Raw genomic sequence first — 12,984 nt, forward strand, 5'->3', positions numbered from 1 at the left:
GTAGTTTCGCTGTACGGGTGCAGCCGTTGTATGCTGCTCCGGTTGCCCGATCCAGATCGGGCTTTCCCCCTGGCAGCGCCACTCAGATCGTACGATCTCGACCCCGGCATGCCGGGGTCAACCGTAAGTGCATCTGAAGTCTTTGGAGTGACCCGTGGCTGCCAACTGCGACGTCTGCGGCAAGGGGCCGGGCTTCGGCAACAACATCTCGCACTCGCACCGCCGTACGCCCCGTCGCTGGAACCCGAACATCCAGCGTGTGCGTACCGTGGTGGGCGGGACGCCGAAGCGCGTGAACGCTTGCACCTCGTGCATCAAGGCCGGCAAGGTCTCGCGCTGACGCCGACCCCCTTGACTCTCGGCTTCTCCCCACTCCCGGCCCCGGCCGAAGTGGGGGGACTCCTGGAGCAGGGGGACCAGTAGCGCGCGGCCACCGCTGGTTCGCTGCACGGAGCCGGTCCACCGAGTGGGCCGGCTTTTTGCCGTGCCCGCACGGTCACCTTCTGTCGCCCGGCGCATACGCACCGGCGTCCCCGGCCCCTCGGCGCCCGGGAAGGGGCGAGGGACGTCGAGCCGTCCGCCCGCACCGTCGGGGCTCGGGCCTCCGGGGAGGCCGGCGCCCCGACGGGCGACATGACGTTCCCGCGCGCGGTGCGCTAGGCCTCGATGTCCCCGAAGTGGTCCCAGCCGCCCTTGCTGGTCCACGGCGCCCCGTCCACCGTCACCTGGGGCAGCGCCGAGGGGTTGAGCACCTCACCGATCACCTTCCAGCGCGCGGGCAGCTTCACGTCCCGCGGGAAGGTCGCCACGATCGCGTGGTCCTCGCCGCCGGTGAGCACCCACTGGATGGGGTCGACGCCGACGGCCTGCCCGATGTCGTTCATCTGGGAGGGGATGTCGATGGCTCCGGAACGGATGTCGATACGCACCTTGCTCGCCTCCGCGATGTGCCCGAGGTCCGCGATCAGCCCGTCGCTGACGTCGCACATCGCGGTCGCGCCGAGCCCCGCCGCGGCAGGGCCCGCGTGGTACGGCGGTTCGGGGCGGCGGTGCGCCTCGACGAACGCGCGCGGCGAGCGGAATCCGCGGGAGAGCACCGCGTGTCCTGCCGCGGACCAGCCAAGCCAGCCGGTCACCGCGACCACGTCGCCGGGCTGGGCGCCCGCCCGGGTCACCGGCTCGTGGTTGCGCAGATCACCGAGCGCGGTGATCGAGATCATGATCGTGTCCCCGCGGACGACATCGCCCCCGACCACGGCCGCACCCGCCACCTGGCATTCGTCGCGCAGGCCGTCCATGAGCTCGGTGGGCCAGGTGACGGGGAGGTCCGCCGGCACCACGAGACCGAGCAGCAGCGCGGTCGGCACGGCGCCCATCGCGGCGATGTCCGCGAGGTTCTGCGCGGCCGCCTTGCGCCCGACGTCGTAGGCCGTCGACCAGTCGCGGCGGAAGTGCCGTCCCTCCAGGAGGATGTCGGTGCTCGCCACCACCCTGCGGTCCGGCGCGGCGACCACCGCGGCGTCGTCGCCGGGGCCGATCCGCACCGCCGGGGTGGTGGTGAGCCGGGAGGTGAGCTCCCTGATGAGCCCGAACTCCCCGAGCTCGCCCACGGTGCCCTTCATCGTCGTACGTCCCCTTCTGTTCCCTGCCGCGCCCGGTCGCGTGCCTGCATCGACCTCGGTACGGTCGAGTCGACCGTCAACTTGTGTCGCCGGTGTTCCCCGGCGCTCACGCCACAGCCCCCGCGGGTCTCCCCGCGACGAGCGGCGACGCGATACCGTGGCGTCCCTTCTCCCCACATGATCCTCGTGGCCGCCCTGGAGGTTCCGTGGTACAGGCGTACATCCTGATCCAGACGGAGGTCGGCAAGTCGTCGACCGTCGCCGAGACGATCAGCAAGATCCCTGGGGTCATCCAGGCCGAGGACGTCACGGGTCCTTATGACGTCATCGTGCGCGCCCAGGCCGACACCGTCGACGAACTCGGCCGCATGGTGGTCGCGAAAGTTCAACAAGTGGACGGCATCACCCGCACCCTGACCTGCCCGGTGGTGCACCTGTAGCCCCCGTCTACGCTTGGCCGGTGCGCTTCTTCCGTCACCGGCTCCCAGGTCTGCCCGCCCTCGCTCTGCTGATCGCGACGGCGGGCTGTTCCGCGAGCGACGACACACCTTCGGCCGCGGTTCCCAGTCCGAACACGAAGGTCACGAAGCTGTGCCGGAACCTGGACAACGTGCTGCCGCGGAAGGTGGACGGCCTCGACCGGAACGATCCCCAGCCCCGGTCCGCGCTGACGGCGGGCTGGGGAAGCCCGGCGATCATACTGCGCTGCGGGGTGGCGAGGCCCGCGGAGATGGACGACCTGGAGGCGGACGGCCTGGAGGCGAACGGCGTCGGCTGGCTGCTGCAGAAACTCAACGACGGCTCGTTCCGCTTCACCACGACGTTGCGCGCGGCGTATGTCGAGGTCAGCCTGCCCAAGGCGCATACCGGCGACGGTGTGGGGCCGCTCGTCGATCTGGCGCCCGCGGTCAAGAAGGCGATCCCCGAGGGGATCGCCTCCTGAGCACTGCCCGGACCGGCTAGCGCAGACCCGTCGTACGGCGCAGGGCCGCCTGGATCAGCCGGTCCACCAGTTCCTCGTAACCGACGCCGCTCGCCTGCCACATCTGCGGGTACATGGAGATCGGCGTGAAACCGGGCATCGTGTTGATCTCGTTGATCACGAACTCCCCGTCCTCGGCGAGGAAGAAGTCCGCACGGACCAGGCCCTCGCAGGAGGCCGCCTCGAACGCCTCCACCGCGAGCCGCCGCACCTCGGCGGTCTGCTCGTCGGTCAGCGGCGCGGGGACGATGCCGGGCGTCGAGTCGATGTACTTCGCCTCGAAGTCGTAGTAGGCGTGCGTCTGCGGCGGCGGGATCTCGGCCGGCACCGAGGCGCGCGGGCCGTCCTCGAACTCGAGGACACCGCACTCGATCTCGCGGCCGCGCACGGCCGCCTCCACGAGGATCTTGGGGTCGTGCCGCTGGGCCTCGGCGATCGCCTCGTCCAGTCCTCCGATGTCGTCGACCTTGGTGATGCCGATCGACGAGCCCGCGCGCGCGGGCTTCACGAACAGCGGCCAGCCGTGCTCCCCGGCGAAGTCGACGATCTTCTTGCGGGCGGCCGACTCGTCCTGCTCCCACTCGCGCGGCCGGATCACCGCATAGGGCCCGACCTTGAGCCCGAAGGAGGTGAACACCCGCTTCATGTACTCCTTGTCCTGGCCGACGGCCGAGGCGAGCACACCCGAACCCACGTACGGGACACCGGACAGCTCCAGCAGGCCCTGGAGGGTGCCGTCCTCGCCGTACGGGCCGTGCAGCACGGGGAAGACGACGTCGATCTCGCCGAGCGCCTTGGGCACCGAACCGGGCTCGCTGTAGACGACTTCGCGGTTCGCGGGGTCGACGGGCAGTACGACGCCGCCCTCGTGGGACTCGGCGAGCTCCTCGACGGTGGGCGTACGGCGGTCGGTGATCGCCATGCGCCCGGGTTCGTCGGCCGTGAGCGCCCAACGGCCGTCCCGGGTGATGCCGATCGGCAGGACGTCGTACTTCGTCCGGTCGATGGCGCGCAGCACGGCGCCGGCGGTGACCGTGGAGATCCCGTGTTCGGAGCTGCGGCCGCCGAAGACGACGGCGACACGCGGCTTGCGAGGCGGCTGCTCAGGGCTCTGGGGGAGGTTCTCGGTGCTCATATCGCGATGAGAGTACCTGTAGCCAATGCCCTGAGGCAGCGTCCGGCCGGCGCTGTCGCTCAGCGTCGTTCCGACTTCGCACTGCGCGACATCAGCTCCTTGAGCGCGACCACCGGCGGCTTGCCCTCGTGGACGATGCCGACGACCGTCTCCGTGATCGGCATGTCGACGCCGTGCCGACGGGCCAGATCGAGCACGGACTGACAGGACTTGACGCCCTCGGCGGTCTGCCTGGTGACCGCGATGGTCTCCTCGAGCGTCATGCCCTTGCCGAGGTTGGTGCCGAAGGTGTGGTTGCGCGACAGCGGTGAGGAGCAGGTGGCCACCAGGTCCCCGAGGCCCGCCAGTCCCGAGAAGGTCAGCGGGTCGGCGCCCATCACCAGGCCGAGGCGTGTGGTCTCCGCGAGCCCGCGGGTGATGAGCGAGCCCTTGGCGTTGTCGCCGAGGCCCATGCCGTCCGCAATGCCGACCGCCAGCCCGATGACGTTCTTGACCGCACCCCCGAGTTCGCACCCCACCACGTCGGTGTTGGTGTACGGCCGGAAGTACGGCGTGTGGCAGACGGACTGGAGCCGCTGCGCGACGGCCTCGTCGGTGCAGGCGACCACGGCCGCGGCCGGCATACGGGCGGCGATCTCCCGGGCCAGGTTGGGGCCGGTGACCACCGCTACGCGTTCGGGGACGACCTTGGCGACGTCCTCGATGACCTCGCTCATCCGCATGGCGGAACCGAGTTCGACGCCCTTCATCAGCGAGACGAGGACCGTGCGCGGCGCGAGCAGGGGTGCCCAGTCGGCGAGGTTCCCGCGCAGGGTCTGCGACGGGACCGCGAGTATCGCGAAGTCGGCGCCGTGCGCCGCCTCGGCGGGGTCCGTGGTGGCCCGCAGGTTCTCGGGGAGCTCGACGCCCGGCAGGTAGTCCGGGTTCGTACGGGTGGAGTTGACGGCCTCGACGAGCTCGGCGCGGCGCGCCAACAGGGTGACCTCGCACCCGGCGTCGGCGAGCACCATGCCGAAGGCCGTCCCCCATGATCCCGTTCCGAACACGGCCGCCTTGACCGGCTTGCTCACTGGCCCTGCCCCTCCTTCTCCCTGGCCTTCTCCCGCGCGGCGGCGCTCCGGCGGCGCTGTTCGATGCGCACCTCACGGGGGTCGTACGGCTTCTCGGGCCCCTTCTCGCCCCGGAGCTCCTCGAGCTGGCGGGTGATGGCGGCCATGATGACCTCCGTCGCCTCCTTCAGCAGCTCGGGGGACATCTCCTTGTCGTAGAAGCGCGTGAGGTCGACGGGCGGGCCGGCGAGCACATGGTGCGTCTTGCGCGGGAACAGGCTGGGCCTCTTGGCGTAGGCCGGCAGCAGCGCGTTGGCGCCCCACTGGGCGATCGGGACGACCGGGCACTTGGTCTGCAGGGCGACCCGGGCCGCACCGGTCTTGCCGGTCATGGGCCAGCCGTTCGGGTCGCGGGTGAGGGTGCCCTCGGGGTAAAAGGCGACACACTCGCCGCTCTCCACGGCGTCGATCGCGGCGCGGAAGGCGCTGAGCGCGTCCGTGCTCTCCCGGTAGACGGGGATCTGGCCGGTGCCACGCATCACGGCGCCGACGAAACCCTTCTTGAAAAGACCGCTCTTCGCGAGGAAACGGGGAACGCGCTTGGTGTTGTACTGATAGTGCGCGTAGGCGAAGGGGTCCACGTGTGAATTGTGGTTCACCGCGGTGATAAATCCGCCTTCAGCCGGAATGTTCTCCATTCCGCGCCAGTCCCGCTTGAGCAGAACCACCAGCGGCGGTTTGCAGAGGACCGCTGCGAAGCGGTACCAGAAGCCGATTCTGCGGCGGGGCACGCGGACACCTTCCTCTAAGGAGCGGGCACAAGGCCTGACACCGGGTTGTGGGCCGCACAAGTGTCACCCCCGGCCGCCCGTCTGTCGAGAACACCGTACGCCCGCCCGTCACCGACCACCGCCCTTGGATGGTGCTTCGCACACGTTGCCGACGGGCCGGGCGCCGGACGGCCGTCGCCCCCCATCGGCGGGCCAGGTGACAATGGGCGCGACAACACACGGACGGAGCGCTCGTGCAGTGGACTGTCGTCGTACCCCTGAAGGCCTTGGCACGGGCCAAGAGCAGGCTCTCGGACACCGCGGCGGAGGGAGTGCGTCCGGGGCTCGCCCTGGCCTTCGCGCAGGACACGGTGACCGCGACCCTCGCCTGTGCCGCGGTACGTGATGTGGCGGTCGTCACGGACGATCCGCTCGCCGGACGCGAGCTGGCGGCCCTCGGCGCCCGGATCGTCACGGACGAGCCGGCGGGCGGCCTGAACGCCGCGCTCGCGCACGCGGCGGCGGCCGTACGGCACTCACGCCCGGGCGCCGCGGTGGCGGCCCTGAACGCCGATCTCCCCGCCTTGCGCGCCCCGGAATTGGCCCGGGTGCTCGGCGCCGCCGCCGAATTCCCCCGCGCTTTTCTGCCCGACGCCGCAGGAATCGGCACGACCCTGCTGGCCGCGGCCCCGGGCCTGGAATTGCTGCCCGCGTTCGGCATGGATTCGCGAATGCGTCACCTGGCCTCGGGCGCCGTGGAACTCACGCTCGACGAGGTGGACTCCGTGCGCCAGGACGTGGACACCGGCGACGATCTGCGCGCGGCGCTGGCGCTCGGTACGGGACCGCACACGGCGGCGGTGGCTGCGCGGCTGCTCATCCCCGGCGGGCACGGCGGTTGACACGACGGAGCGCTCCCCCGGTTCTACCGGGCCGTCCCCGGTCCCGCACGGCCCGACGGCGTGGCCGCAGCGGTCGATAGGCTGCCGTCATGCAGGCGACCGCGTACACCTACGACCCCGAGACGCGCACCGGTCAGGTGCTGCTCGACGACGGCACCCCCGTCCCCTTCGACGCCCGGGCGTTCGACGCGGGCGGACTGAGGCTGCTGCGCCCCGGGCAGCGGGTGCGGATCGAGACGGAGGGCGAGGGTGAGGCCCGGCGCATCACGCTGGTGACCCTGCAGACGTTCTGAACCCCGGACACACCGCGGGCCGGGCTCCCCCTGGGAGCCCGGCCCGGCGCGTGTATGCCCGCCCGTCCCGGTCAGCTGCGGGCGGTGGCCTTCTTGGCGGTGGTCTTGCGGCCCGTCGACTTCTTGGCCGGAGCCTTCTTCGCCGGGGCCTTCTTGGCCGCCGCCTTCTTGGCGGTGGTCTTCTTCGCGGTGGCCTTCTTGGCCGCCGCGGTGGTCTTCTTCGCCGTGGTCTTCTTGGCCGTGGTCTTCTTCGCGGTGACCTTCTTCGCGGGGGCCGCCTTCTTGGCCGCCGCCTTCTTCGCGGGGGCCGCCTTCTTGGCCGCGACCTTCTTCGCCGCGGCCTTCTTGACCGTGGCCGCGGCGCCGACCTGCAGGCTGCCCTTGGGCGCCTTCTTGACGGCGACCTCGCCACCGCGCGGGAGCTTCTTCGTCCCGCTGACCAGGTCCTTGAAGCCCTGGCCCGCGCGGAAGCGCGGCACAGAGGTCTTCCTGACCCGAACCCGCTCGCCCGTCTGGGGGTTGCGGGCGTAACGGGCCGGACGCTCGACCTTCTCGAACGAACCGAAACCGGTGACCGAGACCCGGTCGCCTCCGACGACCGCGCGGACGATGGCGTCCAGGACCGCGTCGACAGCATCGGCGGCCTGCTGGCGGCCGCCCATCTTGTCGGCAATCGCTTCTACGAGCTGCGCCTTGTTCACGTCTTCCCCTTCGGAGACATCGCCAGAACGAAAGTGTTCAAGCTTTTTCGCACGTTAGGCAGATATATACCGCAAATCAAACACGAAACGGGCTTATCACCCTTGTGCCGCACCGATTCGGCCGCCTCAGAGTTCCTCTTCGGGGATTCGGTCCTCGTCGAGGTCGGTCATGAACCGCTCGAGACGCCTGGTCGCTTCGGCGGGATCGTGCTTGGCCGCGGCCGTAATGACCAGCAGCTTCCGGGTCAGCGCCATCCGTACGCCCTCCGGGACTTGCAGTGTGCGCACCCTTGCGTGCGCTTCCTTGAGTTGGGCCGCGACCGCCGTATAGAGCTCGAGTTGGCCGTCGTTGTCCATGCACAGATTGTGCCATCTGGGGCGAGTTGTCGCCCCCGCTGGGGGCAACTGCCGTCTCCCCGGGGCTTCCCGCGGGCCCCGGAACCTCACGGCGGCTCCACCCCGGGATCGCGGCAACCACCTTTGTAACCAGCAGAGTTGGCAGTGCGCGAGGCGGCGCGCCGGACGCGTTCGGCAGCGGAAACGGCTGTACCCCCAACCGTCCACGATTGGGGGTACAGGCGGTGTTGCGGTGGCCGAAACCAGCCCTTGCGGGCGGCGGCGTCAGTCCTGGAGGGTCCGCGGCTTGTACGAGGGGCGCTCCGCCTCGTACGCGGCGATGTCGGGCTCGTTCCGGAGGGTGATGGAGATGTCGTCGAGGCCGTTCAGCAGCCGCCAGCGCGAGTTCTCGTCCAGCTCGAAGGCGGCGGTGATGCCCTCGGCGCGCACCTCACGCGTCTCGAGGTCCACGGTGACCTCGGCCGTCGGGTCCTTCTCGGTGAGCTCCCACAGGGCGTCCACGATCTTCTGCTCCAGGACCACCGTGAGCAGGCCGTTCTTGAGGGAGTTGCCGCGGAAGATATCGGCGAACCGGGACGAGACGACCGCCTTGAAGCCGTAGTTCTGCAGCGCCCAGACGGCGTGCTCACGGGAGGAGCCGGTACCGAAGTCCGGGCCTGCGACCAGGACCGTGGCACCCTGCCGCTCGGGGCGGTTGAGCACGAACTCGGAGTCCTTGCGCCAGGCCTCGAAAAGCCCGTCCTCGAACCCGTCCCGGGTCACCTTCTTGAGCCAGTGGGCGGGGATGATCTGGTCGGTGTCGACGTTGCTGCGGCGCAGCGGGACGGCCCGGCCGGTGTGGGTGGTGAATGCTTCCATGACTTCTCAGACTCCAGCGGGCGTACGAGTGTCGGCGTCGGACAGGTCGGCGGGGGACGCCAGGTGCCCCAGGACCGCCGTCGCTGCGGCGACCTGCGGCGAGACCAGGTGCGTGCGCCCGCCCTTGCCCTGCCGGCCCTCGAAGTTGCGGTTGGAGGTGGAGGCGGAGCGCTCGCCCGGGGCCAGCTGGTCCGGGTTCATGCCGAGACACATGGAACAGCCCGCGTGCCGCCACTCCGCGCCGGCCTCCTTGAAGATCACGTCCAGACCCTCGGAGACGGCCTGCAGACCCACGCGCGCGGAGCCCGGGACGACCAGCATCCGTACACCGTCGGCGACTTTGCGGTTCTCGATGATCGCGGCCGCGGCACGCAGGTCCTCGATGCGCCCGTTGGTGCAGGAGCCTACGAAGACCGTGTCCACCTTGATGGAACGCAGCGGCTGCCCGGCGTCCAACCCCATGTACTCCAGGGCCTTTTCCGCGGCCAGGCGCTCCGAGGCGTCCTCGTACGAAGCGGGATCGGGGACGGACGTCGAAAGCGGCGCACCCTGGCCCGGGTTGGTGCCCCAGGTGACGAACGGCGAGAGCGCGGCGGCGTCGATACGTACCTCGGCGTCGAATTCCGCGTCGTCGTCGGTCCGCAGCGTCTTCCAGTACTCCACCGCGGCGTCCCACTCCGCGCCCTCGGGGGCGTGCGGACGGCCCTTGAGGTAGGCGAAGGTGGTCTCGTCCGGGGCGATCATGCCCGCCCGGGCACCGGCCTCGATCGACATGTTGCAGATGGTCATCCGGGCCTCCATCGAGAGCTTCTCGATGGCCGGGCCGCGGTATTCCAGGATGTAGCCCTGGCCGCCGCCGGTGCCGATCCTGGCGATGATGGCCAGGATCAGGTCCTTGGCCGTCACGCCCTCGGGCAGCTCGCCGTCGACCGTGATGGCCATGGTCTTCGGGCGGGCCAGAGGGAGCGTCTGGGTCGCGAGGACGTGCTCGACCTGGGAGGTGCCGATGCCGAACGCCAACGCGCCGAACGCGCCGTGCGTCGAGGTGTGCGAGTCACCGCAGACGACCGTCGTGCCGGGCTGGGTCAGGCCCAGCTGCGGCCCGACGACGTGCACGACGCCCTGCTCGACGTCGCCCAGCGGGTGCAGGCGCACACCGAACTCGGCGCAGTTCTTGCGCAGCGTCTCCAGCTGGGCGCGGGAGACCGGGTCCGCGATGGGCTTGTCGATGTCGAGGGTGGGGGTGTTGTGGTCCTCGGTCGCGATGGTGAGGTCGAGCCTGCGCACCCGGCGTCCGCTCTTGCGCAGACCGTCGAAGGCCTGCGGGCTGGTCACCTCGTGCAGCAGGTGCAGATCGATGTAGAGGAGGTCGGGCTCGCCCTCGGCGCGCCGGACGACGTGGTCGTCCCAGACCTTCTCCGCGAGTGTCCTACCCATCGCTTTCCCTCCGGTCGGCGAAGCGTGCGCCGACCCAACTAGAGATCTTGAGGTGGCAGCGCCCGTACCCCCGGATCCCGGGCGTGTGCCGCCGGGCCCGTTGGTACGCGGGCCGCCGTGACTTCCAGGGTGGCGGGTTCCTCGGGAAATTGAACTTGCGTTTCACAGAGTGAGACGTGAGTATCGTTGCATGGACAACAGTAGCGGCGTCGGCGTTCTGGACAAGGCGGCCCTCGTCCTGAGCGCTCTGGAGTCCGGTCCGGCCACCCTCGCGGGCCTGGTCGGCGCCACCGGACTGGCACGACCCACGGCCCACCGCCTGGCCGTGGCGCTGGAACACCACCGTATGGTGGCCCGCGACATGCAGGGGCGTTTCATTCTCGGACCCCGGCTGTCCGAGCTGGCCGCGGCGGCGGGCGAGGACCGTCTGCTGGCGACGGCGGGCCCCGTGCTGACCCACCTCCGCGATGTCACGGGCGAGAGCGCACAGCTCTATCGCCGCCAGGGGGACATGCGTATCTGCGTCGCCGCCGCGGAGCGCCTCTCGGGCCTTCGGGACACGGTCCCGGTCGGCTCCACGCTCACGATGAAGGCGGGCTCCTCGGCGCAGATCCTGCTGGCCTGGGAGGAGCCCGAGCGGCTGCACCGCGGCCTGCAGGGCGCGCGCTTCACGGCGACGGCCCTGTCCGGCGTGCGGCGCCGCGGCTGGGCCCAGTCCATCGGGGAGCGCGAGCCGGGCGTCGCGTCCGTCTCCGCACCCGTACGCGGTCCCTCCAACCGCGTGGTCGCCGCGGTCTCCGTCTCCGGCCCCATCGAGCGCCTGACCCGCCACCCGGGGCGGATGCATGCACAGGCCGTCATCGACGCGGCCGCCCGGCTCTCCGAGGCACTGCGCCGCTCGGGCTGAGCGGCGAGCACGTCAGCGGGACGGGGCCGGCCTCGACGCCGCGGCGGGCCCTCTCCCGGGACACGGCGCCCCGGAGCCCTATGCCGAAGGCGGCTGCGCCCCCTGCCCGGCCTTCGCCGAACGGAACGCGAACCGGTCGCCTGCCCGACGCCCCCGCTTCTCGAGGGGCAGGACACCGTGCGCGGCGGCGAGCCCGAAGGCCGGCATGTCACCGTAGATCGACTCGTAGGCGCCCTCCGGCACCACATAGGTCTCGTGCCAGATCCCCACGTGCTGCCGCAGCTTCCCCGCCTTCTCCTTGCGGTTGATCGTCGCCCAGGCCCTGTGGTGGAACATGTCGGACGCCGACGCGTAGGCGTACAGCTTCTCCTTGGACTCCCAGTACTGCACGACGTAGTACGTCCGCGGGGACGCCGTCAGCAGGACGTGGCCGAGCAGACCGCGTCCCGGCCGCTTCTTGAGTTCGCTCAGCATGCGGGGCATCGCCAGGAGCGCCGGCAGCCAGTGGTGCACCGCCCAGAAGCGGTTGATCCGCATGCCGATGAGCAGGACGACCACATCCCCTTCGGCGGCTGCGGTCGTGCGGCTCACGGTCTTGGGCTTCCCGAACACGTCGTCCCCCTCGGCAGCCGTTGGCCAGCGGCGCTGTCCAACGCCACCCGTGCTTGGATAGTGACGCGACCCAAGGAAAGGCGCAAGGGATGCGGCTGGCGGAGTTGAGCGAGCGAAGCGGTGTGTCCACCGCGACGATCAAGTACTACCTGCGGGAAGGGCTGTTGGCGCCCGGCCGCCAGGTGAACGCGACGACCGCCGAGTACGACGAGGGCCATCTGCGCCGGCTGCGGCTCGTGCGGGCGCTGATCCAGGTGGGCCGGATGCCGGTCGCCACCGCCCGGGAGGTCCTGCGGCACGTCGACGACGAGTCGCTCGGCCGCACCATCCGCCTGGGCGCCGCCCTGTGGGCGATGCCGCAGGGGCCGGAGCCGGACGAGGAGGATCCCTCGGTGGTGGCCGCCCGGCGCGAGGTGGACGCGCTGCTGCGCATGCTGGGCTGGGAGACCGCAGCCGAACTCGCGTCCCTGTCGCCGGTGCACCGGTCACTGGTGGCGGCGGTGGCCGCCCTGATCCGGCTCGGGTATCCGTGCGACGTCCAACTCATGGCTCCATACGCGGAGTTGATGCACCAGGTGGCCCGGCGCGACCTCGACCTGCTGCAGACGCATGCCGCGGAGAGGGAGCAGGTCGAGACGGCGGTCGCGGCGGCCGTGCTCTTCGAGCCCGTGCTGCGCGCACTGCACCGGCTCGCACAGGAGGAGGAGTCGGCGCGGCGCTATGGACTGGAATGACCCGCACCGCAGCGGCCGGCCCCATCGCGATCCGGAAAAGCCGCAGGGCCCCCACCGAAGTGAGGGCCCTGCGATCGGTGTACCCCCGACCGGATTCGAACCGGCGCTACCGCCTTGAGAGGGCGGCGTGCTAGGCCGCTACACAACGGGGGCGAGGATCTAGCGTTTCCGCAGATCCGAGCTGGTCTACCTGGACTCGAACCAAGACTAACTGAACCAGAATCAGTCGTGCTGCCAATTACACCATAGACCAATGTGGTTTAGACCAGTTCGTACCCCCGACCGGATTCGAACCGGCGCTACCGCCTTGAGAGGGCGGCGTGCTAGGCCGCTACACAACGGGGGCCCTAGCGATCCTGCATCAACAACAGTGGGAGCGACCCGACTGTCGTCGCGGGAAGGATCTGTACCCCCGACCGGATTCGAACCGGCGCTACCGCCTTGAGAGGGCGGCGTGCTAGGCCGCTACACAACGGGGGCTCGCGGATCTGATCCGCAGGTGCAGATGAGCTCTGCGAGCTGGCCTACCTGGACTCGAACCAAGACTAACTGAACCAGAATCAGTCGTGCTGCCAATTACACCATAGGCCACTGGAACGCAAGCCCCTGTGGGGATCTTGTTCTA

Annotated in this window: 16 protein-coding genes and 5 tRNA genes; 7 read left to right on the top strand and 14 right to left on the bottom strand. The window is 70.2% G+C overall.

The annotated features are described in order from the left end of the window. Positions 1-154 precede the first annotated feature (154 nt). A complete protein-coding gene (gene rpmB, locus ACSHXN_RS13275; RefSeq protein WP_004924906.1) occupies positions 155-340 on the top strand; it encodes a 50S ribosomal protein L28 in 186 nt (61 codons plus the stop codon). Between the two features lie 316 nt (positions 341-656). Here the strand turns inward: rpmB and ACSHXN_RS13280 are convergent, their stop codons facing one another. Beyond that, positions 657-1,622, bottom strand: a complete 966-nt coding sequence (locus tag ACSHXN_RS13280) for a thiamine-phosphate kinase (RefSeq protein WP_331265015.1) — start codon at positions 1,620-1,622, stop codon at positions 657-659. Between the two features lie 206 nt (positions 1,623-1,828). On the opposite strand from ACSHXN_RS13280, the gene ACSHXN_RS13285 reads away from it, so the two are divergent. Both ACSHXN_RS13285 and ACSHXN_RS13290 read left to right on the top strand, forming a co-directional pair. Beyond that, on the top strand, positions 1,829-2,062 hold the full coding sequence (locus tag ACSHXN_RS13285) for an Lrp/AsnC family transcriptional regulator (protein WP_059131736.1): 234 nt from the start codon (positions 1,829-1,831) through the stop codon (positions 2,060-2,062). A gap of 20 nt (positions 2,063-2,082) precedes the next feature. Next, positions 2,083-2,565, top strand: coding sequence for a DUF3515 domain-containing protein (locus tag ACSHXN_RS13290; protein WP_438303167.1), 483 nt, complete (start codon positions 2,083-2,085; stop codon positions 2,563-2,565). A gap of 16 nt (positions 2,566-2,581) precedes the next feature. On the opposite strand, the gene ACSHXN_RS13295 is transcribed toward ACSHXN_RS13290, so the two are convergent. Genes ACSHXN_RS13295 through ACSHXN_RS13305 form a run of 3 tightly spaced genes read right to left on the bottom strand, consistent with a single transcriptional unit; the run spans position 2,582 to position 5,579 of the window. Continuing rightward, positions 2,582-3,739 (bottom strand): D-alanine--D-alanine ligase family protein, encoded by a 1,158-nt coding sequence (locus tag ACSHXN_RS13295; RefSeq protein WP_356111031.1) that lies wholly within the window; start codon positions 3,737-3,739, stop codon positions 2,582-2,584. Positions 3,740-3,798: 59 nt separating this feature from the next. After that, positions 3,799-4,809 (bottom strand): NAD(P)H-dependent glycerol-3-phosphate dehydrogenase, encoded by a 1,011-nt coding sequence (locus ACSHXN_RS13300; RefSeq protein WP_355131812.1) that lies wholly within the window; start codon positions 4,807-4,809, stop codon positions 3,799-3,801. After that, positions 4,806-5,579: a lysophospholipid acyltransferase family protein gene (locus tag ACSHXN_RS13305; protein ID WP_355131811.1), complete on the bottom strand. Its 774-nt coding sequence runs from the start codon at positions 5,577-5,579 to the stop codon at positions 4,806-4,808. Before ACSHXN_RS13305 ends, ACSHXN_RS13300 begins: the two co-directional genes overlap by 4 nt. Positions 5,580-5,812: 233 nt before the next feature. Between ACSHXN_RS13305 and cofC the strand changes: the two genes are divergently transcribed. Beyond that, complete coding sequence (gene cofC, locus ACSHXN_RS13310) at positions 5,813-6,460, top strand: 2-phospho-L-lactate guanylyltransferase (RefSeq protein WP_356294841.1); 648 nt, start codon at positions 5,813-5,815, stop codon at positions 6,458-6,460. A gap of 89 nt (positions 6,461-6,549) precedes the next feature. Continuing rightward, positions 6,550-6,753: a hypothetical protein gene (locus ACSHXN_RS13315; RefSeq protein ID WP_355131809.1), complete on the top strand. Its 204-nt coding sequence runs from the start codon at positions 6,550-6,552 to the stop codon at positions 6,751-6,753. Positions 6,754-6,824: 71 nt separating this feature from the next. On the opposite strand, the gene ACSHXN_RS13320 is transcribed toward ACSHXN_RS13315, so the two are convergent. The 4 genes from ACSHXN_RS13320 to leuC form a co-directional block, all read right to left on the bottom strand. Beyond that, complete coding sequence (locus ACSHXN_RS13320) at positions 6,825-7,454, bottom strand: HU family DNA-binding protein (protein ID WP_356111035.1); 630 nt, start codon at positions 7,452-7,454, stop codon at positions 6,825-6,827. 126 nt (positions 7,455-7,580) lie between these two features. Continuing rightward, positions 7,581-7,811, bottom strand: a complete 231-nt coding sequence (locus tag ACSHXN_RS13325) for a hypothetical protein (protein ID WP_059131728.1) — start codon at positions 7,809-7,811, stop codon at positions 7,581-7,583. Positions 7,812-8,075: 264 nt separating this feature from the next. Continuing rightward, positions 8,076-8,669, bottom strand: coding sequence for a 3-isopropylmalate dehydratase small subunit (leuD, locus tag ACSHXN_RS13330; RefSeq protein WP_355131807.1), 594 nt, complete (start codon positions 8,667-8,669; stop codon positions 8,076-8,078). A gap of 6 nt (positions 8,670-8,675) precedes the next feature. Then, positions 8,676-10,106: a 3-isopropylmalate dehydratase large subunit gene (leuC, locus tag ACSHXN_RS13335; protein ID WP_059131726.1), complete on the bottom strand. Its 1,431-nt coding sequence runs from the start codon at positions 10,104-10,106 to the stop codon at positions 8,676-8,678. Between the two features lie 190 nt (positions 10,107-10,296). Between leuC and ndgR the strand changes: the two genes are divergently transcribed. Continuing rightward, positions 10,297-11,013: an IclR family transcriptional regulator NdgR gene (gene ndgR / locus ACSHXN_RS13340; RefSeq protein WP_067130667.1), complete on the top strand. Its 717-nt coding sequence runs from the start codon at positions 10,297-10,299 to the stop codon at positions 11,011-11,013. Positions 11,014-11,091: 78 nt separating this feature from the next. On the opposite strand, the gene ACSHXN_RS13345 is transcribed toward ndgR, so the two are convergent. Then, positions 11,092-11,625 carry a DUF4188 domain-containing protein gene (locus ACSHXN_RS13345; protein WP_356294837.1) on the bottom strand — a complete coding sequence of 178 codons (534 nt, stop codon included), beginning with the start codon at positions 11,623-11,625 and terminating at the stop codon, positions 11,092-11,094. 89 nt (positions 11,626-11,714) lie between these two features. Between ACSHXN_RS13345 and ACSHXN_RS13350 the strand changes: the two genes are divergently transcribed. Then, positions 11,715-12,359 (top strand): MerR family transcriptional regulator, encoded by a 645-nt coding sequence (locus ACSHXN_RS13350; RefSeq protein WP_355131805.1) that lies wholly within the window; start codon positions 11,715-11,717, stop codon positions 12,357-12,359. An 80-nt stretch (positions 12,360-12,439) separates the two neighbouring features. Here the strand turns inward: ACSHXN_RS13350 and ACSHXN_RS13355 are convergent. From ACSHXN_RS13355 to ACSHXN_RS13375, 5 genes are all read right to left on the bottom strand, one after another. Beyond that, positions 12,440-12,512: transfer RNA gene (locus tag ACSHXN_RS13355), tRNA-Glu, on the bottom strand. A 28-nt stretch (positions 12,513-12,540) separates the two neighbouring features. After that, positions 12,541-12,612 (bottom strand) — tRNA-Gln (locus ACSHXN_RS13360). Positions 12,613-12,632: 20 nt separating this feature from the next. Continuing rightward, positions 12,633-12,705, bottom strand: a tRNA-Glu gene (locus ACSHXN_RS13365). A gap of 61 nt (positions 12,706-12,766) precedes the next feature. Continuing rightward, positions 12,767-12,839, bottom strand: a tRNA-Glu gene (locus ACSHXN_RS13370). A gap of 39 nt (positions 12,840-12,878) precedes the next feature. Continuing rightward, positions 12,879-12,950 (bottom strand) — tRNA-Gln (locus ACSHXN_RS13375). Between the last annotated feature and the right edge of the window lie 34 nt (positions 12,951-12,984).

Origin of the sequence: Streptomyces sp. HUAS TT11 (assembly GCF_051553595.1) — a bacterium.
Taxonomy (GTDB): Bacteria; Actinomycetota; Actinomycetes; order Streptomycetales; family Streptomycetaceae; genus Streptomyces.